Source organism: Plantactinospora sp. B6F1 (genome assembly GCF_040120695.1).
GTDB lineage: Bacteria > Actinomycetota > Actinomycetes > Mycobacteriales > Micromonosporaceae > Plantactinospora.
In genome coordinates, this window is record NZ_JBEEAC010000008.1 from 136,300 (window position 1) to 160,948 (window position 24,649).

27 protein-coding genes are annotated in these 24,649 nt (G+C 70.0%); 5 read left to right on the plus strand and 22 right to left on the minus strand.

The window, feature by feature from the left end; translation table 11 throughout:
* Window positions 1–231: 231 nt before the first annotated feature.
* Window positions 232–2,550, minus strand: a complete 2,319-nt coding sequence (locus ABNF97_RS13795; RefSeq protein WP_130466229.1) for an EAL domain-containing protein — start codon at window positions 2,548–2,550, stop codon at window positions 232–234.
* Between the two features lie 284 nt (window positions 2,551–2,834).
* Here ABNF97_RS13795 and ilvD point away from each other — a divergent pair, with 284 nt between their 5' ends.
* Window positions 2,835–4,682: a dihydroxy-acid dehydratase gene (gene ilvD / locus ABNF97_RS13800; protein ID WP_349338751.1), complete on the plus strand. Its 1,848-nt coding sequence runs from the start codon at window positions 2,835–2,837 to the stop codon at window positions 4,680–4,682.
* 54 nt (window positions 4,683–4,736) lie between these two features.
* On the opposite strand, the gene ABNF97_RS13805 is transcribed toward ilvD, so the two are convergent.
* From ABNF97_RS13805 to ABNF97_RS13840, 8 genes are all read right to left on the minus strand, one after another.
* Window positions 4,737–5,801 carry a hypothetical protein gene (locus ABNF97_RS13805; RefSeq protein WP_349338752.1) on the minus strand — a complete coding sequence of 355 codons (1,065 nt, stop codon included), beginning with the start codon at window positions 5,799–5,801 and terminating at the stop codon, window positions 4,737–4,739.
* Window positions 5,798–6,166 carry a GntR family transcriptional regulator gene (locus ABNF97_RS13810; RefSeq protein WP_130464410.1) on the minus strand — a complete coding sequence of 123 codons (369 nt, stop codon included), beginning with the start codon at window positions 6,164–6,166 and terminating at the stop codon, window positions 5,798–5,800. The genes ABNF97_RS13805 and ABNF97_RS13810 overlap by 4 nt, the downstream gene beginning before the upstream one ends.
* 142 nt (window positions 6,167–6,308) lie before the next feature.
* Window positions 6,309–7,232 (minus strand): alpha/beta fold hydrolase, encoded by a 924-nt coding sequence (locus ABNF97_RS13815; protein WP_349338753.1) that lies wholly within the window; start codon window positions 7,230–7,232, stop codon window positions 6,309–6,311.
* Window positions 7,225–7,695, minus strand: coding sequence for a hypothetical protein (locus ABNF97_RS13820; protein WP_130464411.1), 471 nt, complete (start codon window positions 7,693–7,695; stop codon window positions 7,225–7,227). The genes ABNF97_RS13815 and ABNF97_RS13820 overlap by 8 nt, the downstream gene beginning before the upstream one ends.
* A gap of 114 nt (window positions 7,696–7,809) precedes the next feature.
* The gene (locus tag ABNF97_RS13825) at window positions 7,810–8,793 is read right to left on the minus strand and encodes a glycine betaine ABC transporter substrate-binding protein (RefSeq protein ID WP_130464412.1); all 984 of its coding nucleotides are present in this window, start codon (window positions 8,791–8,793) and stop codon (window positions 7,810–7,812) included.
* Between the two features lie 73 nt (window positions 8,794–8,866).
* Window positions 8,867–9,646 (minus strand): ABC transporter permease, encoded by a 780-nt coding sequence (locus ABNF97_RS13830; protein WP_349338754.1) that lies wholly within the window; start codon window positions 9,644–9,646, stop codon window positions 8,867–8,869.
* Window positions 9,643–10,863, minus strand: a complete 1,221-nt coding sequence (locus ABNF97_RS13835) for a betaine/proline/choline family ABC transporter ATP-binding protein (RefSeq protein ID WP_130464413.1) — start codon at window positions 10,861–10,863, stop codon at window positions 9,643–9,645. The genes ABNF97_RS13830 and ABNF97_RS13835 overlap by 4 nt, the downstream gene beginning before the upstream one ends.
* Complete coding sequence (locus tag ABNF97_RS13840) at window positions 10,860–11,627, minus strand: ABC transporter permease (RefSeq protein ID WP_349338755.1); 768 nt, start codon at window positions 11,625–11,627, stop codon at window positions 10,860–10,862. Before ABNF97_RS13840 ends, ABNF97_RS13835 begins: the two co-directional genes overlap by 4 nt.
* Before the next feature lie 310 nt (window positions 11,628–11,937).
* On the opposite strand from ABNF97_RS13840, the gene ABNF97_RS13845 reads away from it, so the two are divergent.
* On the plus strand, window positions 11,938–12,441 hold the full coding sequence (locus ABNF97_RS13845; protein WP_349338756.1) for a MarR family winged helix-turn-helix transcriptional regulator: 504 nt from the start codon (window positions 11,938–11,940) through the stop codon (window positions 12,439–12,441).
* A gap of 255 nt (window positions 12,442–12,696) precedes the next feature.
* On the opposite strand, the gene ABNF97_RS13850 is transcribed toward ABNF97_RS13845, so the two are convergent.
* The 11 genes from ABNF97_RS13850 to ABNF97_RS13900 all read right to left on the minus strand — a co-directional run bounded on the left by ABNF97_RS13850 (window position 12,697) and on the right by ABNF97_RS13900 (window position 20,869).
* Window positions 12,697–13,488, minus strand: coding sequence for a maleylpyruvate isomerase family mycothiol-dependent enzyme (locus ABNF97_RS13850; RefSeq protein ID WP_130464416.1), 792 nt, complete (start codon window positions 13,486–13,488; stop codon window positions 12,697–12,699).
* Window positions 13,489–13,814: 326 nt separating this feature from the next.
* On the minus strand, window positions 13,815–14,210 hold the full coding sequence (locus ABNF97_RS13855; RefSeq protein WP_130464417.1) for a hypothetical protein: 396 nt from the start codon (window positions 14,208–14,210) through the stop codon (window positions 13,815–13,817).
* A 308-nt stretch (window positions 14,211–14,518) separates the two neighbouring features.
* A complete protein-coding gene (locus ABNF97_RS13860; protein ID WP_349338757.1) occupies window positions 14,519–15,016 on the minus strand; it encodes a GNAT family N-acetyltransferase in 498 nt (165 codons plus the stop codon).
* A 237-nt stretch (window positions 15,017–15,253) separates the two neighbouring features.
* Window positions 15,254–16,042 (minus strand): hypothetical protein, encoded by a 789-nt coding sequence (locus ABNF97_RS13865; protein WP_349338759.1) that lies wholly within the window; start codon window positions 16,040–16,042, stop codon window positions 15,254–15,256.
* A 9-nt stretch (window positions 16,043–16,051) separates the two neighbouring features.
* Entirely contained in the window at window positions 16,052–16,831 is a 780-nt protein-coding gene (locus ABNF97_RS13870) for a hypothetical protein (protein WP_349338760.1), read from the minus strand.
* A gap of 127 nt (window positions 16,832–16,958) precedes the next feature.
* Entirely contained in the window at window positions 16,959–18,164 is a 1,206-nt protein-coding gene (locus ABNF97_RS13875) for a DUF418 domain-containing protein (protein WP_349338761.1), read from the minus strand.
* Between the two features lie 216 nt (window positions 18,165–18,380).
* Window positions 18,381–18,929 (minus strand): hypothetical protein, encoded by a 549-nt coding sequence (locus ABNF97_RS13880; RefSeq protein WP_349338762.1) that lies wholly within the window; start codon window positions 18,927–18,929, stop codon window positions 18,381–18,383.
* A gap of 18 nt (window positions 18,930–18,947) precedes the next feature.
* Window positions 18,948–19,130 (minus strand): hypothetical protein, encoded by a 183-nt coding sequence (locus tag ABNF97_RS13885; protein WP_130464423.1) that lies wholly within the window; start codon window positions 19,128–19,130, stop codon window positions 18,948–18,950.
* 49 nt (window positions 19,131–19,179) lie between these two features.
* Window positions 19,180–19,743, minus strand: a complete 564-nt coding sequence (locus ABNF97_RS13890; protein WP_130464424.1) for a hypothetical protein — start codon at window positions 19,741–19,743, stop codon at window positions 19,180–19,182.
* A complete protein-coding gene (locus ABNF97_RS13895) occupies window positions 19,740–20,231 on the minus strand; it encodes a hypothetical protein (RefSeq protein ID WP_349338763.1) in 492 nt (163 codons plus the stop codon). Before ABNF97_RS13895 ends, ABNF97_RS13890 begins: the two co-directional genes overlap by 4 nt.
* Window positions 20,231–20,869, minus strand: coding sequence for a hypothetical protein (locus ABNF97_RS13900; RefSeq protein ID WP_130464426.1), 639 nt, complete (start codon window positions 20,867–20,869; stop codon window positions 20,231–20,233). The genes ABNF97_RS13895 and ABNF97_RS13900 overlap by 1 nt, the downstream gene beginning before the upstream one ends.
* Before the next feature lie 538 nt (window positions 20,870–21,407).
* Here ABNF97_RS13900 and ABNF97_RS13905 point away from each other — a divergent pair.
* Entirely contained in the window at window positions 21,408–21,566 is a 159-nt protein-coding gene (locus ABNF97_RS13905; RefSeq protein ID WP_349338764.1) for a hypothetical protein, read from the plus strand.
* A 36-nt stretch (window positions 21,567–21,602) separates the two neighbouring features.
* Here the strand turns inward: ABNF97_RS13905 and ABNF97_RS13910 are convergent, their stop codons facing one another.
* Both ABNF97_RS13910 and ABNF97_RS13915 read right to left on the minus strand, forming a co-directional pair.
* A complete protein-coding gene (locus tag ABNF97_RS13910) occupies window positions 21,603–22,028 on the minus strand; it encodes a hypothetical protein (protein WP_207230611.1) in 426 nt (141 codons plus the stop codon).
* 88 nt (window positions 22,029–22,116) lie between these two features.
* Window positions 22,117–22,704: a hypothetical protein gene (locus tag ABNF97_RS13915; RefSeq protein ID WP_130464427.1), complete on the minus strand. Its 588-nt coding sequence runs from the start codon at window positions 22,702–22,704 to the stop codon at window positions 22,117–22,119.
* Between the two features lie 241 nt (window positions 22,705–22,945).
* Here ABNF97_RS13915 and ABNF97_RS13920 point away from each other — a divergent pair, with 241 nt between their 5' ends.
* Window positions 22,946–24,097: an NHL domain-containing protein gene (locus ABNF97_RS13920; RefSeq protein ID WP_165436836.1), complete on the plus strand. Its 1,152-nt coding sequence runs from the start codon at window positions 22,946–22,948 to the stop codon at window positions 24,095–24,097.
* A 64-nt stretch (window positions 24,098–24,161) separates the two neighbouring features.
* Complete coding sequence (locus ABNF97_RS13925; protein WP_349338765.1) at window positions 24,162–24,566, plus strand: hypothetical protein; 405 nt, start codon at window positions 24,162–24,164, stop codon at window positions 24,564–24,566.
* The last annotated feature ends 83 nt before the right edge of the window (window positions 24,567–24,649 follow it).

Genomic DNA, 24,649 nt, shown 5'->3' on the forward strand with positions numbered 1-24,649 from the left:
CGAGGTGTACGGGCGGTGCGGGGCCGGCCGCCTCGGCCGGGCGACCCTCGGGCGGGGGTCGATCCGCACGAACCGGCAAGGACCGGTACGCCCAACGAGGTGACCGCCCTGCCGACGAGGTACGTGGCCAATAAAAAGGGCCCTCGTGCTGATGCACGGGGCCTGCGCACTCTCGGAAACCGAGAGTGCGCTCAGATAAGTACTCGGAAGGACCTGGTCGCAGACATGTGGTTAAGCCTGACGCATCTCACGCGATGAGTCAACTGATCCCGCATTTTGGGCACGGCCGCTTGCCGGGTCCGCCGGCCCGTCGCTCGGCCTGCGCTGCCGGGGAGCGCTCCGGCTGTTCCCGGCCGTACGAGGGGTGGACTCGGCACCGTCGCCCTTCGGGCGGGACTCCCCCGCATTCCCCTCGGGCGGGCTGGCCGCCTCCAGCATCGCCTCCAGGTGCTCGGCCGGCACCCCCCAGCCGAAGAGCTGGCCCTGCCCGAACCGGCAGCCCGCCTCGACCACGGCGGCGAGTTCGGTCGGGTTGGTCACCCCCTCGGCGATCACCTCCAGTCCGAGCTGGTGGCCGAGCCGCACCACCACGTCCACCATCGGGGCGAAGGCGCGGCCGTCCGGCGGCTGGACCGGCTCCGGGCCGGCGACCAGGCTGTGATCGATCTTGAGGATGTCGATCGGCAGCCGACGAAGCTGGCCAAGGGAGGAGTACCCGGCGCCGAAGTCGTCCAGCGCGATGCGTACCCCGGTCAGCCGCAGCGCCCGGAGCCGCCGGATCAGCTCGTCCAGGTCGGTCGCCACGGCGTGCTCGGTCACCTCCAGCACCAGCCGCTGCGGCGGCACCCGGTGCGCGCGCAGCGCCTCGGTGACCTGGACGACGTACTCCGGTGCGTGCAGTTCCCGGGGCGAGACGTTGACCGAGACCCAGACGTCGTGCCCGGCGGTGAGCCAGAGGGAGAGCTGGTGACAGGCCCGGTGCAGTACCCAGGCGCCGAGCTTGGCGATCATCCCGCACTCCTCGGCGAGCGGGATGAACTCGTCCGGGCCGACGTTGCCCAGCTCCGGATGGTGCCAGCGGAGCAGCGCCTCCGCGCCGACCGGCCGGACCGACGGGACCGCCGCCACCGGCTGGAACGCCAGGTGCAACTCGTCCCGCTCGATCGCGCCGCGCAGCTCGTGCTCCAGCGTGGTACGCCGGCGCAGCAGATTGTCGTAGGCCACGTCGTACCGCTCGACCCGGTTCTTGCCGCGCTGCTTGGCGTACCGCAGGGCCAGGTCGGCGTTGCGCAGCAGGGTCTCCACGTCGGCGGCGTCGGCGCTGTCGGCCACCCCGATGCTGACCGACAGGAAGACCGCCCCGGCATCGTGCGGGTACGCCGAGCCGACCACCCCGAGCAGTCGCTGCGCGATCCGCTGCGCCTCGGCGGGCCGGGCCCGCATCAGTACGGCGAACTCGTCACCGCCGAGCCGCGCCGCCAGGTCGCCGGGGCGCAGGTTGCTCCGCAGCCGCCGACCCACCTCGATCAGCACCGCGTCGCCGACGTCGTGCCCCCGCATGTCGTTGACGTTCTTGAAACCGTCCAGGTCGAGCCCGAGCAGCACCCAGGGCGTCTCCCGGTCGGCCTGCTGCTGCACCGCCCGGAGCAGCCCCCGGCGGTTGGCCAGTCCGGTCAGCGGATCGGTGTGCGCCAGTTCCCGGAAGTGCGCCTCCCGCTCGGCGAGCCGAGCCGCGTAGGCCCGTACGTCGGCCAGTGCGAGGTACTGCCGGGCGACCAGGCCGAACCCCTCGACGATGCCGGCCATCACCGCGAGGATCGTGAACTCGCCGCCGACCAGCCGGTGGTAGACGGCGGAGACGGCCATCGCCACCATCGGCAGTACCGCGTAGGTGCCGCGCCGGATGACGTCGCCGTCCCGCCCGCCGGCCAGCTCGGGCGCCCGGCCGGCCAGGGCGACCAGCAACAGGCCGACCGGCAGCAGCACCGATCCGACCAGTGCGACCGCCGGGCCGGCCTGGCAGATTCCGGCGGAGATGGCCAGCCCGGAACCGGTCACCAGGTTCACGCCGGCGCCGGCCAGCAGCAGCCCGCGCCGGGGCGTCCGGGCCCGGGCGCCGACGATGACGGTCAGCCCGACCGCCACCGCCGCGGTGACGGTGGCCACCAGGATGGCCAGGCAGCCGCTCGGGGTGAGGCCGCCGAGCACCCGGGTCGGCTCGGCGAGCAGCACCCAGCCGACGAACCAGAGCGCCGCCCCGATCACCAGCCCGTCCAGTACCAGCCGGAGCGCCGCACCGGGAGTCTCGGCGACGCCGGGCAGCCGGAGCAGACCGGCGCAGAGCAGCGTCCCGCTGCCCGCCATCCCGATGGCGATTCCGGTGGCCAGGGCGGTCCGCTGGGCCTGCTCGTGCTGCCAGTGCTCGGCCATGGTGACCAGCGCGTACAGCCCCAGGGCGGCGCTGGCCGCCGCGAGTGCGCCACCGACCGCGAGCAACCAGTGCCCGACCCGGCGTGCGCCGATGTGCCGGTACGCCGACCGCACCAGCATGACCGGCCCGCAACCGGAGGCGAGGCCGGTCGCCACGGCAAGCGCAGCCGGCACACCGGAGGTGAGTTGCACGGGTTCACTCTGCCGGATCGACCGCACTCCATGGGGGAGCCCGCGCCGGTTCCTCGATCAGAGGCACAGACCGCCCATTCGGGCATCGGGTGTGAGGAAGGGCCCCCGCTTATCGTCAGCGGGGCCCTTCCTCACCCGCGTCGCGTCCCGCTGGCTGGACGCGACGGACTGTGGGGGCGGCGGAACGCGGGCCCGGGTGCCACACTTGTCGGATGCCTGACCTGCGGTCGAAGACCTCCACACACGGCCGGACGATGGCCGGCGCCCGCGCGCTGTGGCGGGCCACCGGGATGACCGACGACGACTTCGGCAAGCCGATCGTCGCCATCGCGAACAGCTTCACCCAGTTCGTGCCCGGACACGTCCACCTGAAGGATCTCGGCGGCCTGGTCGCCGACGCGGTGGCCGAGGCGGGCGGCGTCGGCCGGGAGTTCAACACCATCGCGGTCGACGACGGGATCGCGATGGGGCACGGCGGGATGCTCTACTCGCTGCCCAGCCGCGAGCTGATCGCCGACGCGGTCGAATACATGGTCAACGCGCACTGCGCGGACGCCCTGGTCTGCATCTCCAACTGCGACAAGATCACCCCCGGCATGCTGCTCGCCGCGCTCCGGCTGAACGTCCCGACCGTCTTCGTCTCCGGCGGCCCGATGGAAGCCGGCAAGACGGTGGCGATCGAGGGGATCGTGCACGACAAGATCGACCTGATCGACGCCATGATCGCCTCCTCCAACGACGCGGTCAGCGACGACCAGCTCGGCGCGATCGAGCGCTCCGCCTGCCCGACCTGCGGCTCCTGCTCCGGCATGTTCACCGCCAACTCGATGAACTGCCTCACCGAGGCGATCGGCCTGGCCCTGCCCGGCAACGGGTCGGTGCTGGCCACCCACGCCGCCCGCAGGGCGCTCTTCGAGGAGGCCGGCCGGGTCGTCGTGGAGATCGCCAACCGCTGGTACACCGACGACGACGCCTCGGTGCTGCCCCGGTCGATCGCCTCCCGGGCCGCGTTCGAAAACGCCGTCGCCCTGGACGTGGCGATGGGCGGCTCCACCAACACAGTGCTGCACCTGCTGGCCGCGGCCCGCGAGGCAGAGCTGGACTTCGGCGTCGCGGAGATCGACGAGATCTCCCGCCGGGTGCCCTGCCTCGCCAAGGTCGCCCCGAACTCCCCCAAGTTCCACATGGAGGACGTGCACCGGGCCGGCGGCATCCCGGCGATCCTCGGCGAGCTGGACCGGGCCGGGCTGCTGCGCCGGGACGTGCACTCGGTGCACTCGACCGACCTGGACCGGTGGCTGGCCGACTGGGACATCCGGGGCGGCAAGGCCAGCCCGGAGGCGATCGAGCTGTTCCACGCCGCCCCCGGCGGGGTACGCACCACCGAGCCGTTCTCCACCACCAACCGCTGGTCCAAGCTGGACACCGACGCGGCCGAGGGCTGCATCCGGGACCGGGAGCACGCCTACACCGCCGACGGCGGACTGGCCATCCTGCACGGCAACCTGGCCCCGGACGGCGCGGTGGTGAAGACCGCGGGCGTGCCGGCCGAGTGCCTCACCTTCCGGGGCCCGGCCAAGGTCTACGAGTCCCAGGAGGCCGCGGTCGAGGCGATCCTCGGCAAGCAGATCGTCGCCGGTGACGTGGTGGTGATCCGCTACGAGGGCCCGAAGGGCGGGCCGGGAATGCAGGAGATGCTCTACCCCACCTCGTTCCTGAAGGGACGCGGCCTCGGCCGGGAGTGTGCGCTGATCACCGACGGCCGGTTCTCCGGCGGCACCTCCGGGCTCTCCATCGGGCACGTCTCCCCGGAGGCGGCCGGCGGCGGACTGATCGCGCTGGTCGAACCCGGCGACGAGATCGTCATCGACATTCCGAACCGGAGCATCGAGCTGGCGGTACCGCCGGAGGTGCTCCAGGCGCGGCGGATCGCCCAGGAGAAGCGGGATCGGCCGTACACGCCGGTGGACCGGGACCGGCAGGTCTCCGCCGCGCTGCGCGCGTACGCCTCGATGGCGACCTCGGCCAGCGACGGTGCCTACCGGCGCGTCCCGGAGTGAGCCCGACGGCGGGCGCGGACCACCCCGGACGGGTGAGCCGCGCTCGCCGCTCCGTCAGGCCTGGCGGGCCCGCAGGGTGTTCACCATCGCCACCGCGGTCGGCACGTCCCGGCAGGTGACCAGCCGGCGGGTGCCGTCGGTCAGCCGGAGCGCCAGCGCGGGGCCGGGCATCAGCGGTACCTCACGGGCGGCGGAACCACGCAGCACGGAGCGAAGCAGCCAGTCCTCCACCGCCAGGTGGTCCGCCTCGGCGACGGCGATCGCGGCGATCGGCACCCGCCGTCGCAGCGGGCCGACCGCCACCCGGACCGCTTCGCCGTCGATGACCAGCCGGTAGCGGGTGAACGGCAGCATCGCCAGGGCCGACACCATCGGTGCGGCACCGGCCCAGCCCACGACGCCGACCAGGGGCACCAGCACGGCGACCATCAGCACCCCGGTCAGGGCCAGCGCCCCGGTCGTCCAGATCACCGGACGCAGCGCCCGGAACTCCCACCAGAGCAGCCGCTCGTCGGTACCCGCCGCCAGCGCCGGCCCGGCGGCCACGTCCCGAACGGCGGCCTGGTTCGGGACGGCGGCCTGGTTCGGGACGGCTTGTTGGGCCGCCGCCCGGGTCAGGGCCGGGGACCCGGCGCCGGGTGACGCCGGGGGCGCCGCCCCGGCCAACAGGTACGCCAGCAGCCCAGCGACCGCCGCAGCCAACATCGGCAGCGCCATCAGCGCGGCGAAGTAGCCCCAGGAGAGGCGTACGTCGGCGGCGGTCGGCGCGTCCAGTGCGGCGGCCAACGTCATCAGCAGCACCGTGCCGGCCGCCGCCGCGGTGCCGTTCACCGCGACCTGGGCGCCGAGCCGCAGCCAGTGCCGCGCGGTGCCGGAGATCCGGCGGGTCAACGCGAAGACCAGCAGCCCAGCCGCCCAGACGGTGAGCGCGGCGCCGAGCAGCACGGCGGCGAGGGTGTCGACCGCGATGGTGTCGACCATCGGCCGGTCACCGACGCCGCCGGAATTGGGCAGGCTCTCCGGTAGGCGGCTTCGCCAGGTCAGGGTCACCGCCACCGCACCGCCGATCAGGGCAGCCGGCAGCAGACCGCTGCCGACCGTCCACCGGACGTTCCTCATACGCTCACCTCTTTCGAATACTGCTGCCGCAGCAGAGCGACCGCCTCGTCGAAGCCGACGCCGGCGCGGCGGGCAGCTGTCACCAACTCCCGTACCGACTCGATAACCCGGGCGCGTTCGTGCGGGATCTCCCCGGTCACCACCGCACCCCGGCCCCGGCGCAGCTCGATGAGCCCCTCCTCGCGCAGCGCCGCGTACGCCCGGAGCACGGTGTGCATGTTCACGTCGAGCGTGTCGGCCAGCTCCCGTGCGGCCGGCAGCCGGTCTCCCCGGCCGATCGCTCCGTCGGCCAGTGCCCGGCGCACGCTGCCGGCGATCTGCTCGGCCAGCGGCACGCCGCTGCCCGGTGACACCCGAAACAACATGTTCGTATTCTACTAGAACAAGGGGCACTATCCGCAAGCCCGCAGCGGATCCGCCCAGCCGATTCGCGACCGACCCGTCGGTGGCGGACCGGAGGTCGGTGGCGGACCGGAGGTCGGTGGCGGACCGGAGGGCAGCCGTGGCTCAGCGGGAGAGGTACGCCGTGATCAGTTCGGCCAGCTGGCGCGGGCGTTCGGCCACCATGGCGTGGCTGGCGCCTTTCAGCGGGAGCACTGTCAGGCAGGGGTTGTCCCGGACGGCCGCCAGTCGCTCCAGGACCCGACGCCGGTGCGCGACGTACAGGTCATGGAAGGGGCGCTGTTCGGGCATGTCCACTGTGGCCAGTACGAGCAGCAGCGGGCAACGGACGGCACGGTAGGCCGGTACGAGGTCCAGCGACTGCATGGCGAGCCGCAGTTCCTCGGTCAGCTCCGGATCGGGGCGCAGCCGGCTCGCCCCGTCGTCCGCCGGCACCAGGTTGCGCCGGAACGCCTCGACCCAGACCTCCTCGGCGGCGCCGTACTGCCGGGCCATGGCCCGCTGCCCCTCGATCGCCGCCGCGACCTGCTCCGCGGTGAGCGGCCGGGCCAGCGCGGCGGACATCCCGGCGAAGACCTCGCGGAGCCGGGCGAGTTCGGCCGCCGCCCGGTCCGGCGCCAGGCCGGCGAGGTCCTCCGGCCGGCTCGGGGTGGGGTTGCCGTCCAGGCTGACCGCGCCGGGACAGTCCGGGTGGCGGGCCGCCCAGAGGCTGGCGAGCATGCCGCCCAGCGACATGCCGGCCACCGCCGGGCGGGTCAGCTCCAACTCGTCGACGACGGCATCGAGGTCGTCGAGGACCTCGTCCCACTTCCAGGGGCCGTCGCCGGAGCGGCCGTGCCCGCGCAGGTCCACCGTGACCACCCGGTACGCCGGGCGCAACAACTCGGCCAGCCCGGTCATGGTGACCAGGTTGCCGCCCGCGCCGTGCAGCAGCAGCATGGGTGCGCCAGCGCCGCCGAGGTCCCGGGCGACGATCGGTACCGAGCCGGATCCGATGGTTGTCTCGCAGTTGCGGGGTGTGTCAGGCACGGCGGGGCCGTCCTTCCTCCAGTAGCCGGTCGCGAACGGAGGAGGGCAGCACGCCGCCTTCCGGGTGACGGGCCAGCTTGCCCCGGTTGACCAGGTCGTGGACGCCCTGCCGGGTGATCCCGAGCATCGCCCCGGCCACCGCGTACGTCACCGATTCGGCGGTGGGGTGCCCGACCCGACGCGCCACGACCTGGCCCAGCGGGCTGCGCCACCAGTCGAGCGGAGGCGCGAACGGGCCGTCGCTGGGATAGAGCGTCGAGACGACCCGGATGACGATCCCGATCGCCTCCCGGTCGTCCCCGTTGACCATCCGGTGCGCCCAGGCCACGGCCCGGGCGCGGACCGCGGCGCGGAGCGCCTCCACCACGTCGTCGCCGTCGAGCAGGATCTCCAGCGGGTCGAGCAGCCGGACGTCCATCGTCCGGATGAGTTGCTCGACCAACTCGCCATGGCTGGGCGGCATCTGACCTCCTCCTACTTGACGGTCATCGTCAAGTACTTGACGAAGTCTGTCAAGTTCGCAATCGACGCGGGCCGCCTCCCGATCCGGGAGGCGGCCCGTGGCTCTCGCTTCGACTCAGCCGATGAAGCCCTGCTCCGTCATCCAGTCCGCGACGACCTGTCCCACCGGCTCGCCCTTGACGTCGACACGCTCGTTGAGCTGCCGAATGGTCTCGTCGTCCAGCTTGGCGGTGATCGGGTCGAGCAACGTCACCAGCGACGGGAACTTCGCGGCGATCTCCCCGTTGATGGTCAGCGCGGGGTTGTAGATCGGGAAGAAGTTGAGGTCGTCCTCCAGCGGCACCAGGTTGAGGTTGCTGATCCGCCCGTCCGTGGTGAACACCTCGCCGAAGTTGCACGAGGTGCCCTTCTGGGTCTCGGTGTAGACCACCCCGGTGTCCACGGTCTTGATGTTGCCGGCCGGTACCTCCATGCCGTACTTCTTGGTCATCCCCGGCCAGCCGTCGTTGCGGCCGACGAACTCGCTCTCCAGGCAGAACGTAGCGTCCGCCGGGTGGCTCCTGATGAACGCGGCCAGGTCGGACAGCGTCTTGAGGTTCCACTCGGTGGCCTTCGCCTCGCGTACCGCGATGGCGTAGGTGTTGTTGGCCGGCGCGGTCTTCGCCCAGACGACGTTGTTCTTCTCCTTGTCCTCCTTGACCACCGCTTCGTACTGCTGCGCGGCGTCCGGGATCGGATCCGTGTGGTTGAGGTACGTGATCCAGGATGTGCCGGTGTACTCCCAGTAGACGTGCACCTCACCCGCGAGTAGGGCCTTGCGGACGTTCACCGAGCCCTTGATGTTCGTCCGGTCCGTCACGGTCGCGCCGGCGGCCTTGAGCGCCGCCATGGTGATGTGGCCGAAGACGATGTTCTCGGTGAAGTCCTTCGACCCCACCACGATGGTCTGCCCGACCAGCGACTCGTCCCGCTTGATCGACCCCTCCCCCACGGCTACGTCCGCGCCGGAGTCCTCCGTGGTCACCGAGCATCCGGTCAGGGCCAGGCCAATGATCACGGTGCCCGCCACCAGGCGGGCCATCAACTGTCGGGTACGCATAACTAACCTCCTTGGCGCCGCAGCACCGGTAGGTGAAGAAACGGAAGGGAACGGAGTCGACCGACTGGGTGGATCAGTCGAGCCCGCGAGGACGCAGCAGGTCGGAGACGACTCCACCGAGCCAGTCCAGGGTCAGCGCGAGTACGGCGGTGAGCACGGCGCCGGTCACCAGCACGGAATCACGCTGGAGCTTGATCCCGGTGACGATCAGCCCACCGAGCCCGCCGGCGTTGATGAACGTCGCCATCGTGGCGACTCCCACCGCCAGCACGAGCGCGGTCCGTACGCCCGCGAGGATGACCGGCACGGCCAACGGCAGCTCGACCCGGACCAGGACGGCGAGCGGCGACATGCCGATGCCCCGTCCCGCCTCGATCAGGTGCCGGTCGACCTGGTTGATTCCGACGATCGTGTTGTGCAGCACCGGCAGTACCGCGTAGGCGACCAGCCCGATCAGCGCGGTCGTGGCGCCGATGCCCAGCCAGATGCTGAGCAGCACCAGCAGTCCGATCGCCGGAGTCGCCTGGCCGATGTTGGCCAGCGCGGTGGCGACCGGGGCCAGCCAGCTCAGCGCGGGCCGGGTCAGCAGGACGCCGGCGCCCACCGCGATGACGACGACGAACAGCGTGGTCAACGCCGTCAGCGACACGTGCTGACCGGTCACCCGGATCAGGTATTCAGCGTTGAGCGAGCGTCGCTCGATGTCGTCGAGGTTGCGGGAGCCCAGCCACAGATAGGTGCCGAGCAACGCCGAAACCAGCACGACCGGCATGACCCAGTGCCGACGCAGCATGCCCCGCCAACGCGACGGCGGGGCCGACAGGTCCGGCTCCGCGACGACCGTCGCTGTCACCGCTGCTCTCCGGTTTCCGTCGCAGTTCGCGGACCGGGCACGGTCGCGATGCGCCACGGCGGCGGTTCGGCGGCACCTCGGTCGCGCCCGCGCTCCACCGCGCGCATCTCGCCGATGGCCCGCATCAGTTGGTCGATGCTCAACACCCCGCGGTAACGGCCGGCGTCGTCGACCACCACCACGGCGCCGCAGCTGGAGGCGAGCATCGCGTCGAGCGCGTCGTGCAGCGTGGCGCGCGGCTCGACGGTGGTGACCGGAAGACCCACCCCGTCGAGGTCGTTCTGTGCCGGCTCCAGGTCACGTGGCCCCACCCAGCGCACCGGCCGGCGCTCACTGTCGACCGTGAGCAGGGCCCATTCGCCGGTCTCCGCCAGGCGACGCAGCACGGACGGGGGCGACTCGTCGAGCTGGCACAACTGGGCCTCGTCCCAGTCGACCGCGTCGACGCGGCGCAAATTGAGCTGCTTGAGTGAGGCGCCGGCGCCGATGAACCGGGCAACGTCCTGATCCGCCGGGCTGGCCAACAGTCTCTCCGGAGTGTCGAACTGCCGGATGACCGACCGATCGCCGAGCACCGCGATCCGGGTACCCATCTTGACCGCCTCGTCGAAGTCGTGCGTGACGAACACGATCGTCTTGCGCAGTCGCTCCTGAAGCCGGAGGAACTCGTTCTGGAGCCGGTCGCGGGTCAGCGGATCGGTCGCGCCGAAGGGCTCGTCCATCAGCATCACCGGAGGGTCGGCGGCCAGGGCGCGGGCGACTCCGATCCGCTGCTGCTGCCCGCCGGAGAGCTGGCGTGGCAACCGGTGCCGGAACTCGCCCGGCTCCAACCCGACCAGGTGCAGCAACTCGTCCACCCGCTCCTCGACGCGACTCCGGCTCCAGCCGAGCATCTTCGGCACCAGCCCGACGTTGGTCGCCACGCTCATGTGCGGGAAGAGGCCCACCTGCTGGATGACGTAACCAATCTGGCGTCGCAGCTCGGTCGGGTTCAGCGCGGTCACGTCGGCCCCGTCGAGCAGGATCTGGCCGCTGGTCGGTTCGATCAGCCGGTTGATCATTTTCATCGTGGTGGTCTTGCCGCAACCGGAGGGGCCCACCAGCACGACGATCTCGCCGCGACGGATGGTCATCGACACGTCCTCCACGGCCGGGGCCTGCTGCGTCCGGTAGGACTTGCTGACGTGGCGCAGCTCGATCATCACGTCGTCGGTCATCGGAGCACTCCCGCTTCCGTCGTTGTGGTGACCGGGATCGGGGCGCCGGCCACCGGCGTGGTCTGAGCACCGGCCGGCAGATCCGCCCGACTCACCCCGGCCAGCCGGGTACCGCCGGATCGGGCCCGGCGTCCGGGCTGGGTGAACACGCCGAGCAGCCAGAGACAGAGATCGACGAGGAGGGCGAGGGCGATCACCCCCACGGTGCCGACAAGAGTCTGGTTCAGCGAGTTGACCCCACCCAGGTTGGCCAGGCCCGAGAAGATCTGGTTGCCGAGCCCCGGCCCGCCGACGTATGCGGCGATAGCGGCGATACCCATCGTCATCTGGGTGGAGATCCGGATCCCGGCCAGGATGACCGGCCAGGCCAGCGGCATCTCGACCGTGGCCAGTGCCCGGATCCGGCTCATCCCGATGCCCCGGGCCGCCTCGGTGAGGGCGGGGTCGACCTCGGTGAGCCCGACCACCGTGTTACGGATAATCGGCAACAACGCGTACATGCTCAGGGCTGCGAAGGCGGGGAGGTAGCCCAGCCCCAGCGGGGTGATCAGGAGTCCGAGCAACGCGAACGACGGCACAGTCAGGATCGCGGCGGCGACCGCGACCGCGATCGCCCGGGCCCGCGGATGGCGGTAGGTGGCGACACCGATCAGAACTCCGAGGACCGTCGCCAGCGCCACCGACATCAGCACGATGCTGGCGTGCTCCACGGTCTGGGCGATCAGCAGTTCACGACGGCTTTCCAGGTACTCCAGGAAGGTCACGTATCACTACTCCCAGCGGGTTGGTCGGAGCGGCACTCGGTCCGGGACCGGCGTACAGCCCGCCGTGGACGGAGCCCTCCTCTCGCGCAGATACCTGCATAGCTGCAATCATTGTAAGGTGGCACAGTACGCTAGCGGTCCTCGCGGCTCTCGCCTGGCCTCGACGGGGACTGGCCTGGCCTCGGCAGGAACTACCGGTGCGGCGAGGACTACCGGGGCATCGGGCGAGGCGTCGGGCGACCTTCCCGACCGGCGTCCCGGGGAGGTCCGGCGGGACGACGGCGACACGGCGCCACCCGGGCCGGACGAGGTGGACCTTGCCTATCGGCCGGATCTGCCGGCATCGTCCGCCGTCATCCGGGACGAACTCGTGGCGGCCCTGGCGGCGCTGAGTCGGGTGCTGGTCGGGCTCACCGCACGCAGCCTCGGCTCGCTCGACATCGACCTCACGCTGCCCCAGTACCGGACGGTCGTGGTGCTCGCCACCCACGGACCGCAGCGCACGATCGACCTGGCGCGGGCGCTGGGTGTGCATCCATCCACGGTCACCCGGCTCTGCGACCGGCTGATCCATCGCGGTCTGATCCATCGCGAGCACCGGCCACCCGACCGGCGGGTGGCCTGGCTGATCCTCACCGCCGAGGGCAGGGAGGTGGTCGAGCGGATCATCCAGCGCCGGACGGCGGCACTCGCGAAGCTCGTCGAGAGCGCCCCCCTCGACGGGGCCGAACAGGTGGTCCGGCTGCTTTCCGCCCTGGTCACCGCCTCCGGCGAGCAACCCGAACGGCAGTGGCGATCCGTCGGCCACACCTGACCCACGGCCGTCGGGGTGCCGCTCGATTCCGGACGGCGCACCCCGTCCGGACCGTCGGCGGCACGTTCGCCACCGTCCCCGGGACCAGCTGGTCCGGGACTGGAGCCGGTCCCGGACCGGATAGTGAACCTTTTTCAACCTCCCCTTGCGGTCCGTCGGAGCGCAAGGCAGGACGCGGTGTGTGAGCGCCGCGCGGTTCAGGTTGAAAAAGGTTCAGTGGTCACGCCGTTCTAGCGCCCTGGACGCCGTTGCCGGTCAGTAGCCGGGGAAGACCCGGCGCAGGTCGTCCAGGTCGAGCGCACCGGTCACGGCCAGCGTGTCCGGCGTGTGCTCCGGCGCCAGCCGGCCGGCGGCCAGCCGCAGGAACGCCTCGGCCGGTCCGCTGATCTCACCGGCCGGCTGCTCCGGCAGCTCCACCAACTCGACCCGGTCCGTCAGCCGCAGCCCCAGGGACCGGTCCGGGTCGGTCAGCCGCAGCGCCAGCTCCACTGGCCCGGCACCGACCGCCTCCGGCCGGCCGATCCAGCCGAGCAGGCCGTCGAGCCGGTCGAGCAGCAGCGGCACCGCCTCCGGGGCAACCGTCGCGTACCGGTTGAAGGCGACCTCCACGTCCCACTGGTGCAGTGCGAACTCGCTGAGCCGCATCCCGGCCGCGGTCGTCAGGTCGACCGGCTCGGGCAGGAAACCGAGGTCCATCCGTACCCGGGACCGGGTGGCCGCGTCCAGCGACTCGTACCGCTCGACCAGCCGCCGGTTGGCCTTCAGAAAGCCCTCGGCGTGCGCGATCGGAGTCATCGCGTCCCACCGGGCCCAGACCTGCTTGTTGAAGTCCGCCTCCAGCGCGGGACGCTCACCCAGCGCCACGTCGAGGGTGGCCTCGTTGATCTCGGCGCCGCTGCCGAGGTGGCTGAGCACCTGCGACACCTGCCACTCGCTGGCCCCGGACGGCCGGCTCAGGTCGGTCGGGCCGAGGTCGCGGACCAGCGCCGCGAGTTCGTCGTGGCCCGAACGGAGCGCGGCGATGGTCGTGTCGGCGGTAGTGGCCATGTCTTCCTGTCTCCCGGTCGTACGTCGCCGACTCCGGATCGGCCGGCGCGGCACCTGCCCATCATGCCCGCCGGGTCCGACCGGGCGCCGACCCTCCGACCACCGAATCCACTCTGCGGACGGCCCGGGTCGGACCGTTGGTCCACGGTCGATAGGTGGTCGTCGGGTGGCGGCGGCGGGTGGGTCAGCCGATGCACTCCTTGTCGATCCTCGTGCCCACCTGCACGAACTCGTTCTGGAGAAAACTTCACCGGGGACGGCCCGACGGCCTGCTCCGCCGGAACTCACGCTCCGGCAGAGCAAGCCGCCGCATTCGAGTACGTCGGTCAGACCCTGAAATCGATCCTGGCCTGGGGAATGTCGGACCCTCCGATATTGGAGGTATTCAGCACCATCCAGGATTGGGTGCCGGAGGGGTTGTTGACATACTTCGAGATGTAGCAGGTACTGGTTTGGTAGCAGAACTTGGATGTGATGCCACCCTGGGGCGACGAGGTCAGGTAGACAGCTGCACTCGTCGTGGACGTGCACTCGAGGGAGGCACTGAGGAGAAGCCGAGATCCCACCGTGGTGGCATCCACGTAGTTGCGGCACTGGAAGGTCTTGCCGGAGCCGAAGTGCGTCTTCCAGGGACCCCATGCCTGCCAGCCCTGCTCTGCCTGCGCCGGAGCGGCAAACGCCACCATGGACGCCGCGACGAGGGCGAACGTCGCTAACGCCATTCGGAGTAGTCTCATGTGAACCCGTCCTCTCACCGTACGGCTCGGATCGTGCTCGTTCGTTGCCGAGCCTGCCGCAACCATCCAGTCCCCACAAGACAATCTCTGTTCGGATCAGTTCGCGTCTTTTCCTTCTAGCCAGTATTCGTCCGGACGACGTGTTCACAGAGCCGACAACGGCATGACGGAGGATACGTTTCTTCGAACAGTTCCGAACAGCCCCGAACAGCGACGGTCCGAGTCGCGCCCACGACGGCGTGGCTGCTGCCACGTCCGTCACGGACGCTCCCTACGGCGATCGGCCCGCTCGGTCAGGCCCGGTCGCCTGTCTCCGTCCGGAAAGTGCGGAAACCCCGGCGGTGATAGTTGGGCAGGGCGCGCGGATGGTCCATCGACGACGTGTGCAGCCAGAGCCGCCGTACCGTGGGAGTCAGGTCCCAGGCCCGCTGGATCCCGAGGGTCAACGCGTACCCGCCGAGGCGTCTGCCGACGAACTCCGGTACCAGCCCGAAGGTCTCGATCTCCACCTCGTCGCCGGGGTGCAGGTCGTAGGCGACCAGGCCCACGGGCTCGCCCTCGAACGACAGCAGCCAGAACATCCGGTCCGGATACCGGGCGAACCAGGCAGCCCAGTCCGCCTCCGTCCGGCTGGCGCACCTCCAGCCGTAGGGGGTGCCGATCCTGACCTGCAGCTCGATGACCAACGGCGAGTCGCGGTGCAGGGGTTCCAACGTCAGGCCGGGCACCGGATCGGCCGGGTCGAGCTGCTCACGGGCAGTCATCTCCAGGTACGTCACGATCTCTTCCACTGGTCGAAGAGTACGTATCGTCGGACCCTGCTCCCGGTGGAGCCGGCCATGTCGTCTCGTCTGCCGGGGAACGAGTCCGTAGCGGGCGCGCCGCGAGGCGCGCCCCCCCACCACGGTCGCCTGCGGGGTCCGGCCCCGCCGCTGGCACCGGCCGGTGTAGTACGGACCCGGGCCGCACGGCAACGGGGGCGGCCGTGCGGCCCGGGTAGCAGTAGCGGTGGCGGTGGCGGTGACGGGTCAGACTCCCAGGGCGCGGAGTTGGGGCAGGGCGGACTTGGCGACGGGACGGCTGGTGCCGTTGGTGGCCCGGTCCTCGGCCTGGGTGCGGTTGGGTTCGCGCAGGTCGCCGACGACCACGTTGGAGCTGCCCACATGACCGTTGTAGGCGGTGCACTCCCACCACTTCTCGACCGGGTAACCGGGATCGCGGGTCCGCCTCTTCACGCAGTCGGTCGGGGTGAGCTTGGCGACGACCGCTTCGTAGCTGCGGATCTGGTCCTGGATGACGAGGTTGATGCCGTTGGTCAGGCCGGCCCTGGCCCGGGCGGCGACCACGATCGCGAACAGCGACGGCAACACGTGGCCGATGTTGTCCACCGCCGCCGGGGTGGTGACCGTGCTGACGTACGAGGTCGCCAGGGCGGCGCAGCCGGTGGCGTTCTGGGCCCACAGCTGCCGGACGGTGTTGCCCATGTTGTCGATGTCGCTGAACTCGATCGTGTGCTGGCGGGCGCAGGCCTGCACGTCGGCGGCGGCGATCAGGTCGGTGTGGGCGATGATGTCGCGCTCCGTCTGCTCCACGGCGGCGATGATCTGGTCGACGGCCGCCTGCAGCGACGGCGCGTCGGAGCTGCCGCCGGAGAGCAGATGCCCGGCGACCGCCACCACGAGGCTGGTCCAGTCGAAGAACATCACCTGCATGTCACCGGTACGCGGCGCGGCCTGAGCCGGTGTGGCGACCGGTGCCACCGCGACGGCCACCGCCACACCGGCGGCGATCACGCAGTTGCGTAGTCTTCTGCTCACGACGGTCTCCTAACGTTCCATCCTGGCGAGGGTCTGCTTGGCTGCCAGCCAGGCGGAGTCCTTGGCGGCCTCGTTCTTGAGGGCTTCCCTGTTGGGCGGTCCCTTGACCAGGACACCGCCAGTGACGATCTCGTACCCGACGGCCTCGTTGCCGTTCGCCGCCTCGCAGGTGTGGATGAAGGTCATGTCCCGAGGGGTGTTGTCCGGCGCGGGCACCCGGGTGCACGTTGGTTCCAGGTCTCTGACGATGTTCTGCATGAGCGTGACGTAGTCGGTGTCGGCCCTGCCCACCAGGTTGTTCAACCCGGCGTCCGTGGCGACCGACAGCAGGGTCGAGTAGAGGCTCTGTCCGGCCAGGCCGATCTGGTCCTTGGCCACGCGCGACTGGACCGCGTGGTACTTCTCGAAGGCGTTGGTCGCGAAGCCTGCGACCGTCCACGGGTACGTCTCCCGCCAGATCTCGTTCTCCCGCATCACCTGGTATTCCGACATCTCGTACGAGACCCTGCGGAGGTGCCCCAGTACCTCGGACGCCTCAAGGCCGTCGATGTGGTCCCGGATCGCGTTGTCGGTCGCGCTGACCGCTCCGAGCACCAGCTGGACGAACTGCGCGATCTGTTCGGCCGTGAAGCCACGGGCCTTGAAGACCTGGTACGCGAGCAGCGCCAGATCGGTGACGTTCTTGCTTGCGCCGTCGGCGTTGGCGTGTGCCGGTTGGGCCGCCCCGGATAGCAGCATCGCGAGCGCGACGGCCAACGCCACGATGCCCCGTCTGAGTGTTCTCCACATGTCGGGAGTGTGTCGGCGCCGGAGGGTGCGCGTCTTCGTGAGCCGTACGCAATCACGTGGTGGCGTTTGTCAGTCCGCGCAGTGGTCCACCGCGGACACCTCAACCCCGCTCAACCTCGAAGAGCCGTCATGCCGGGGAACCGGTTCGCAGCCGTGGCCACCGCTGCTCGGTCCAGGCCCGCAACAGCCACTCCATCGGTCCGTACCGGAACCGGGCCATCCAGGCCGCGCTGACGGCGAGCTGCACACAGTAGATCGCGACCGCGATGAACACGACGGCCAGGGGTGCGACGGCACCGGCGAGGCCCAGCCCGACGCCGGTGAAGACCAGCACGCAGAGCAGCGACTGACCCAGGTAGTTCGACAGGGACATCCGGCCGGCCGGCGCGAGCACGGCGACGACCCGGCGTCCCCGGTCGGTCTGGAAGAACTGGAGCAGGGTGGCGGCGTACGCGGCCGCGAGCAGCGGCGCGGTGAGCACGCCCGCCGTCAGCCCGGTCAGGTTCGCGGTGCCCCCGCCCGATGCGAAGATCACCGCACCGGCCAGGCCGACCGGATAGCCCACCCGCTGCACCCGGCGCAGGAGCTGCCGGTGCCCGCCGACATCGGTGAGGAGCCGGCGCCGCCCGGCCACGTAACCGAAGAGGAAGGCGGAGAGGGCGAGCGGCCCCTGCACGAGGAGTGCGCCGAGCATCGCCGGCAGCTGGCGTACGTGCTCGGCGATCAACGAGCCGAGCCCGCCCTGTAGTGCCTCGGTGGACCGCTGCCCCGCCGCGAGTGCCGCCGCCGGGTCGGTGACCAGTTCGGTCCCGCCGGTGGCGGCGAGCGCGAGGACGAAACCGATCCCACCGGTCAGCAGTACGGCGGCGCGCAGCGCGGTCCCGACGCGGACGTTCCGCATGGCGAGCAGGACCAGACCGAGCAATGCGTACGCGGTCAGGATGTCGCCCTGGAACAGCAGCACCGCGTGCAGGATGCCGAGCACGAAGAGCCCGGCCATCCGGCGCCGGAACCGTGGGACAGGGTCGACGCCGCGCCGCGCGGCGGAATCGAGCTGGAGCGTGAAACTGTAGCCGAACAGAAAGGAGAAGAGCAGGTACGCCTTCATCGCGAACAGCATCTCGATCAGCCACCGGACCGCCTGGTCGCCCCACGAGTCGTGCGCGGGATCCGGAACCAGCTGGAAGGAATAGCCGTCGGCGAAGTAGGCGATGTTGACGACCAGGATGAGCAGCAGCGCCACGGCGCGCAACGCGTCGATGTCGACGATCCGGGAGGGTGTCCCGGAGAGCGCTCGACTCCCGGCGGGCGGGTCTTCGACGGACAGATTCACTCTGACTACCTCCGGACGGACAGGAATCATTTTCTATGCGTTTCCTGCGACCCTATGAAGCAGTCTGTCCGGATGACAGCCGGTGAGCGGGAATATCGCCGGTAGGGGAGGCCCTACCGGACCTGGTCAGACCACCGGAGGCTGCGGTTTCACAGCCGGAATCGGCCGGTGCGCAGAGATCGGCTCGATCGGATGGTGGGTCCCCGGACCGCCGGGTCAGCCGGCGAGCAGCAGCCCGGCGCTGACCAGGAACCCGGCGACGAGCATGACGCGGATCAGCCGCTCGTGCGCGATCCAGGCCAGGTCCCACCGGTTGTCGTCGCTGTAGCGCAGGTTGCCGATCGTCATCGCGGACCGGCCCAGCCCGAACCCGATCCCCGCCGCGACCGCCCCGAGCGGTCCGGCCAACAGGGCGACGCTCAACGCGGCGGCGTGTGGCAGTGCGCTCGGGGTGTAGGTCCGCATGCTGGTCCCCATCTCGAAGCCGAACTGGAGCGGGCCGAAGACTCGGCCGTGCCGGTTGACGTGCTCGGGGACCAGCCGCTTGTTCTGCGGCAGCCAGAACCGCAGCACCCCGAACTCGCGCAGCGCCAGGGCGCCGATCGCCGCGGCGAGTACATAGCGCCAGACCGTTTCCGGCGCGGCCAGCCGGAGCAGCGATCCGGCCAGGAGCAGCCCGAGCGCCGTGGTCAGCGCGCCCAGGACCAGCCCGGTGCAGAAGAAGTACCTAGCTCCACGACCTCGCCAGACCGACGAGTTCAGCATGAACGCCGAGTTGCGGCTTCAAACCGAGCCACTGGTCGCGAAACCGGCGGTCGCGCCGAGCATCGTCCACAGCAGGAAGCCCGGACCGGTGTCACGGATCGCCGCGACGGCCGCGAGGGCGGCGACGCCGGCGAGGCAGCCGGCGACGAGCACCGGATGCCATCGGCGGCGGATGGGCCGGGGCGCCGACGGGGCACTCATCCCCGCGCCCGGCAGGTGGCGCTCACACCCCGCGCCCCGCAGGTGACGCTCACACTCGTGCCCGGCAGATGCTCAGGTAGGGGCCGTACTTCTTGTTGTCGGACATCCGGAAGACGATGCTGTTTCCGTCCGAGCAGCGCCAGAGCCGCCCGTCGCCGGTGGCCCACCGCCACGCGTTCCGGGCCGGGTTGCCACAGACGTCGGATCGGGGGGTCATGTGCCAGCACCACTTGTTGTCGGCCGACCGGGCCCAGGTCGACCGGTGCCAGCCGGCCGAGGAGCACCAGTTCCAGCCCCGGTACGACCCGCCGTAACAGGCCGGCGGCGCGGTCGTGTAGATGCCGTGGGTGTCCGGGGTGGGGGTGTAGTTGATGCCGCCGCAGCCGTCGTGCCCGGTCAACCCGCCGGGCCCGGTCTCCGCCCAGGCCAGCCTGGTACGCCCGCCGAAGGGCCCGGCCAGGGCCAGCGCACCGATGGTGATCCCGGCGTAGCCGATGGCGCGCAGGAAGGATCGCCGATGGCGCTTTCCGGCTACGGCGGAGAGCACCGTGGTCGGCTCAGGGTTCTCCGGCGCCTTGTCGGCGTCGACGATGCTGTCCAAGGTCAGCTTCATGTCGCACTCCTCTCCGGGACCATCCCCCAGGCCGTCAGCGCGGCGGTGACGTCTCCGGGTTGCGTGGGCAGGGCCAGCTCGACCACCTGACCGGTGGCGTCGACCGTCATCAGCACCGGCGGTGACAGGTGGGCGAGCCGCTGCCACGACTCCGGGTCCTGCCGGACCGTCAACGGGGTGCCGTGCCACTCCTCGGGCGGCTCGTAGGTGAGCAGCAGGGACGACGGTGCCCGTTCGCCCAGCTCGGCGGCGGCTCCCTGGCAGGCCGAACAGGTGGAATCGGCGGCGAGGACGACGGTCCTGCCGGGGTCGGTCGCGAGCGCGGGGAGCGCGAGCCGTACCCCGGAGGCACGGGCGCCGCCGTCGGCGCGGATCGCGGCCAGCTCGACGCCGAGCCGGTTGACCCGGTGCAGGGTGGCCGCCAGCCCCAGATAGAGGACGAAGAGCGCGACCCAGGTCAGCACCACGACCGCGAGCCAGGGGGACATCAGCCCTCCCAGCGCGGGTTGAGCTCGTAGAGCCACTCGAGCAGGACCTCGTCCTTGACCTCCGGGTGTGGCGTCTCGTGCGGTTCGGACGTGTCCGGGAAGACGATCTCCGCGATGGCCCGGGTGGTGCCGAGCAGGTAGACGAAGGTGTTGACCCCGTCGCCTTTCCGGTCGGGCAGCTGGCCCTCCCGCTTCCACAGCTCGCCGTAGCGGGTCGGGGTGCCCTTGTAGTCCGGTCGCAGGTCGGCCGCGTTGTCGTTGGACGGCACGGTGATGGTGCCCCGGCCGTCCACATAGACCGAAACCGCCTCCGCGCTCAACTCCAGGTCACCCCAGGGCCGGATCACCATGCCTTCCGGCGAGTCCCTGAACTCGAGCTGCTCGAAGAGCGAGATGACCTCCTGGCGTCCTGGCGGTGGGCCGCCGTAGATGGTGACGACCTCGTGATAGTGGTCGATCAACCCCACCGAGGCATTGACTCCGTCCAGACCGGTGGCAATCCGTACTTCCCGTCCGTCGAAGACGAACCGGTCCCTGACCACGGCCGGCATCAGGCTTTCGTTGCCGGCCTGGTAGAAGCCGGGCTGGCCGACCTGGAAAACCCGGGCGAACCTCCCGCCGACAAACCGTGCCGTCATGCTGAAAGTGGACACCGGGGGATCCGGGGCAAGACCCAATAGGAGGGCGTTTCCGCTGGGCGCACGCAGGAGCAGATCCTGGGCCATCGACCCACCTCTTTTCGGAGTTGGCGAGATATTAACGTAACAATCACCAAGATCAGAATGGTGCCGAAGTGTCGGACCCAAGTCACCAGGCGAATCATTCCGGGACGCCACAGGTGCCCAGAAACGTACGGATTGCCACGAAGCTACCGATACACAGAATGGCATTCATTCAGTACATGGAATGACATTCATCGGAATTCCTCCCGTCACCGCGCCGGCTCACCTGCAGCATCCGCACCTCGGATCAGCCACTGACGCTCTTCGCCTGACCCGGAGTTTCCTCGCTGCGGCACTGCCATATCGGTGCCATGCCAAACCACACCGGGATCCGCACGAGGTTGCCGAACCAAGATCAGCGTTTGTGCCAGGCCAGTCCCCCGGCCAGGGTGAAGATTGGAACCTGCCGACGATCCATCCATCGTCGCGACATGAGCCGGGACAGGAGCAGCTGATGATCACCGATGAGACGCTCACCCGCATCAACGAAGGCGCGCAGTTGCATCATCATCAAGGCCAGCGAAAAGCCGCTCGCGACTTGTTCGCCCAGATCTGGGACGAAATCGGCGGCGAGCGAGGCGATCCCTCGCATGCCTGCGTACTCGCGCACTGAAACGCCCGCCCGGCCCCCGCCGAATCTGGCCAATTTCTAAACGGAATCGCTGATTCGCCATCCACGGCCGAAAATTCTACCTACGAGGTCACCGCTAGAACGGCAGCTTTCCGCGCGCGCGAGCACATCGACAGGACGAAGGTTGGCTATCGGTGCCGGGATTCCGCTTCCCCAAGCATCCCACCCGTCGAAGAAGAGATGATCGTCGAGATAGGCGCCGAACACCCCCATGCGTGCCACACGCGCAATTTCCGCGTTGAGTTCTTCGAGTAGTCGCCCGAGAGAAGATGCCGTTTCCGCTTTGCCGGCTCCACCGCTCCAGCAGCCGACCCAACTACTTCCGGTCGCCAAATCGTCCGGCGCTACGCATACCCACAATCGAGTTGCGGCAGCGGCGTCACAAGCTACAACTGCGGCAACGAACCGCTGCTCGCCACTGATCACGAACTTGAATAACGCCATCACGGAGGTGTAATCACAAACTCGATCAAAGTATCCGGTGACCTGTCTCCCGCTCACGCCGGACGTGCTCGCTCGGAGCCTCAGCCTTTCAGCGTCGGTTGTTCCTGGCGCGGTTCTGGCTGCGTAGCTGGTCCAGCAGCTCGGTCCAGCGTCTCGGCACGCCCAGGTCGAGGAACTCCGCCTTCAGGGCGGCGATCTTCGTCTCCCGGTCGGCCAGCATCGCCTGCACCGCCGCGGTGAGCTGGGACAGGAAGGCCGCCTCACCCAACCTGGCCAGGGTGCCGTCCGCAAGTTCCACGGTCCAGTAGAGGGCGCCGGTGGTGCGGACGACGATGGCCCCATCCGGTGACGTGCCGACCGCGACCACCTGGTTGAGCGCCTCCGCGTATGCGGCCTGTCCCGGGATCGGGTCGGGTGGGCTGTTCGGGTCGGGAGCGACGCGGAAGGAGGCCAACCGTCGCTCGTGGAGGTCGTCCTGGGACCGCTGGAAGGCGACCCACATCGCCTGGCCGAGACGGCTCAACTGATGCGCGAGGTCGGCGTCGGTGTAGCGCCCGAAGGCCGCGTAACTGAAGCTGATCCGCAGGTCCGTGCCGTCGGTGGTCACCGCCCAGATCGCCCCGTCGGGAGACGACGCGGAGATCTCCGGTCTGCGTTCAGGGCCTGGATCGCTCACCTCTCCCCGTTTCGCTGGTACACCTGCAACCGGCCACCCTGCGACCAGCCACGTGGCCGGCACATCTCCGAAGCTCCCGGGCGCGACACCCCTGGCTGCGCGTCGCCGTCTGGACCCGGCTTTGGCAGCGGAAGGAAACGGGGCGCCCGGCAGTGCGCGACTGTGTTAAGACTAGTCTATGTATCGATCTGCGCGGTATCGATCTGCGCGCGGACTCGTTGCGGCGCTCGTCGCGGCGGCAATGATCAGCGCGCCCGCGCCCGCGCCGGCCCTGGCCGACGCCGCGACGGCGACGCTCTACGCCGGCAGCGGCGAGGCGGGCTATTCCGGCGACGGCGGCCCCGCCGCCGCAGCGGCGCTGAACGGTCCTGGCGGGATAGCGGTCGGGCCGGACGGGGTCGTATACGTGGCCGACACGGAGAACTGGGTCGTCAGAGCGATATCCACCGACGGCATGATCAGCACCGTCGCGGGCCGGGGGCGATCGGGGCAGGAGTCGCCGGAGACACCCGTGCCGGCGGGGGCCACGGTTCCCGGATCTGAGGTCATACTGCGCAATCCGGCCAGCCTGGGAGTTGCTGCGACCGGAGCCGTCTACATCGGCGACGGCGGAAACGCCCGCATCCTCTCGCTGTCGAAAGCAGGGGACGTCACCCTGGTGGCGGGCGGTAACGGTGCCGGATTCGCCGGTGACGGAGGACCGGCGGTCGAGGCCCAGCTTCGCGACGTCACCGGCATCGACGTCGGAAGCGACGGCGCCGTGGTCTTCGGCGACCTGCGGAACTACCGGGTCCGCCGGATCGGGGCTGACGGTCTCATCGACACCCTCATCGGCAGTGGCGACGTCGGGCTGGTGGCGGGTGGTGAGGCCAGTTCGTTCACCTTTCCCTACGCACCGATCTCGACCGCGGCCGGCCCCGGGGGCGACCGGTGGGTGGCAAGTACCCTGCTGTACGGCCTGTCGGGCACGCGGATGCGCGCGGTGGTCCGGGACGGTGACGACGCATGGTCCTACTCCGATTCCCAGGGCGCCTCGATACCGGCCGGTGCCTGGCGTGGCAACCTGCACGTGGCCGCGACCGGCAACGCCGGGTACCTGTCGAGCGACGAGGGCCTGTACCGCTTCTACCCGGACGGCAGGGTGGAGACTCTGCTGACCGACCCGTCGATCGTGGGACCACTGACGATGGTGGACGACCGGGTCGGCTATCTCGCCGATACCCGCCAGAACAAAATCTACCGGCTGGATTTTCCCGGACTGTCGGGTGAGGATTCGATCGGCGACGGTGAATGGTGGCGACAATGGTGGGTGCTGGCGATCGCACTTACGATCATCGTGGCCCTCGCGGTCACGGTGATGGCAGTGGTGGTGTCACGCCGCCGCCGAGCATGAACGAGGAACGGCTCGTAGCGCTGTTGCCATAGAGCTTGGCTGATCATCGACGGGGGTGATGGTGGTGCCGGAAGATGTCACCGGTGGCGACCTGTACGCCTTGTGGCGGGTCTCCGAGGCCCTGCTGCCGCGCATCGCGGACGCCTACTACGACGCGAATCGTCTGGTCGCGGGGGCGAGCGGTGCTGCCGGGCTGACCTTCGCCCTCACGATGTGGAACACGCTGCGAGACGAGTTGCAGGAAATGTACGCCGAGATCGGCGGCGTGGTGATGGACGGTGCCGCCGCGGTCCGGCAGGCGCGGCTGGCGTACGAGGCGTCCGACGCGCATGCGGCCGGCGAGTTGAAGAGCATCCTCGCGGACCCGTACCGGAACTCCACCGATCCCGCCGTCGCCCCACCGGCACCGGGATCCGAGGACGATCCGGGCACGCCGATCCCGGTCGAGGGGCCACCAGGCACCTCCTGACCGACAGACGAGGCCGATCCCGGGGCCAACTGGCGCACGACATGCGGCAATTGAACATGCGGCAATTGAAGCGGTTGTTCACG

What these genes read in the sequence shown, in the direction of transcription:
- ABNF97_RS13795 (WP_130466229.1), bottom strand. Translation starts at nt 2,550, where the DNA reads ATGCTGGTGCGGTCGGCGTACCGGCACATCGGCGCACGCCGGGTCGGG.
- ilvD (WP_349338751.1), top strand. Translation starts at nt 2,835, where the DNA reads ATGCCTGACCTGCGGTCGAAGACCTCCACACACGGCCGGACGATGGCC.
- ABNF97_RS13805 (WP_349338752.1), bottom strand. Translation starts at nt 5,801, where the DNA reads ATGAGGAACGTCCGGTGGACGGTCGGCAGCGGTCTGCTGCCGGCTGCC.
- ABNF97_RS13810 (WP_130464410.1), bottom strand. Translation starts at nt 6,166, where the DNA reads ATGTTGTTTCGGGTGTCACCGGGCAGCGGCGTGCCGCTGGCCGAGCAG.
- ABNF97_RS13820 (WP_130464411.1), bottom strand. Translation starts at nt 7,695, where the DNA reads ATGCCGCCCAGCCATGGCGAGTTGGTCGAGCAACTCATCCGGACGATG.
- ABNF97_RS13825 (WP_130464412.1), bottom strand. Translation starts at nt 8,793, where the DNA reads ATGCGTACCCGACAGTTGATGGCCCGCCTGGTGGCGGGCACCGTGATC.
- ABNF97_RS13835 (WP_130464413.1), bottom strand. Translation starts at nt 10,863, where the DNA reads ATGACCGACGACGTGATGATCGAGCTGCGCCACGTCAGCAAGTCCTAC.
- ABNF97_RS13850 (WP_130464416.1), bottom strand. Translation starts at nt 13,488, where the DNA reads ATGGCCACTACCGCCGACACGACCATCGCCGCGCTCCGTTCGGGCCAC.
- ABNF97_RS13855 (WP_130464417.1), bottom strand. Translation starts at nt 14,210, where the DNA reads ATGGCGTTAGCGACGTTCGCCCTCGTCGCGGCGTCCATGGTGGCGTTT.
- ABNF97_RS13870 (WP_349338760.1), bottom strand. Translation starts at nt 16,831, where the DNA reads ATGTGGAGAACACTCAGACGGGGCATCGTGGCGTTGGCCGTCGCGCTC.
- ABNF97_RS13880 (WP_349338762.1), bottom strand. Translation starts at nt 18,929, where the DNA reads ATGCTGAACTCGTCGGTCTGGCGAGGTCGTGGAGCTAGGTACTTCTTC.
- ABNF97_RS13885 (WP_130464423.1), bottom strand. Translation starts at nt 19,130, where the DNA reads ATGAGTGCCCCGTCGGCGCCCCGGCCCATCCGCCGCCGATGGCATCCG.
- ABNF97_RS13890 (WP_130464424.1), bottom strand. Translation starts at nt 19,743, where the DNA reads ATGAAGCTGACCTTGGACAGCATCGTCGACGCCGACAAGGCGCCGGAG.
- ABNF97_RS13895 (WP_349338763.1), bottom strand. Translation starts at nt 20,231, where the DNA reads ATGTCCCCCTGGCTCGCGGTCGTGGTGCTGACCTGGGTCGCGCTCTTC.
- ABNF97_RS13900 (WP_130464426.1), bottom strand. Translation starts at nt 20,869, where the DNA reads ATGACGGCACGGTTTGTCGGCGGGAGGTTCGCCCGGGTTTTCCAGGTC.
- ABNF97_RS13905 (WP_349338764.1), top strand. Translation starts at nt 21,408, where the DNA reads ATGATCACCGATGAGACGCTCACCCGCATCAACGAAGGCGCGCAGTTG.
- ABNF97_RS13910 (WP_207230611.1), bottom strand. Translation starts at nt 22,028, where the DNA reads ATGGCGTTATTCAAGTTCGTGATCAGTGGCGAGCAGCGGTTCGTTGCC.
- ABNF97_RS13920 (WP_165436836.1), top strand. Translation starts at nt 22,946, where the DNA reads ATGATCAGCGCGCCCGCGCCCGCGCCGGCCCTGGCCGACGCCGCGACG.